Consider the following 327-nt stretch of genomic DNA (forward strand, 5'->3'; position numbering starts at 1 on the left):
GTTCGGCCACGTCGCCCTGAACGGCGATGACGCCTGCTTTCATACGAAGGGGTGGGGCGGGCGCGTGGAAAAAGGGCGCGCTACGCGGGCGAACGGTTCGCGCTCGGTCCGTCGGTGCGAGGAGAAAGGGAAGCCTACGCGACGGTCAGCGACAGGATCTGGACGAACACGCCGAAGAGGACGCAGAACGCGACGACCGTCTTGGGGTCGATCGCGATGGCGTTCCGGTCCTCGTTCTCGAAGTAGCGGACCAGTCCCGCGCTGGACATCAGCCCGCCGGAGTTGGAACCACTCATGTCCGTTGCTGGACGGCGACGCGGCGTAAAC

General features: G+C 65.7%; 1 protein-coding gene. It reads right to left on the bottom strand.

Annotation, left to right across the window (positions count from 1 at the left end; genetic code table 11):
• Nucleotides 1-134: 134 nt before the first annotated feature.
• Entirely contained in the window at nucleotides 135-269 is a 135-nt protein-coding gene (locus EXE45_RS18525) for a preprotein translocase subunit Sec61beta (protein ID WP_007995132.1), read from the bottom strand.
• Nucleotides 270-327: the final 58 nt, after the last annotated feature.

Source organism: Halorubrum sp. SP9 (assembly GCF_005435015.1).
Lineage (GTDB): Archaea > Halobacteriota > Halobacteria > Halobacteriales > Haloferacaceae > Halorubrum > Halorubrum sodomense.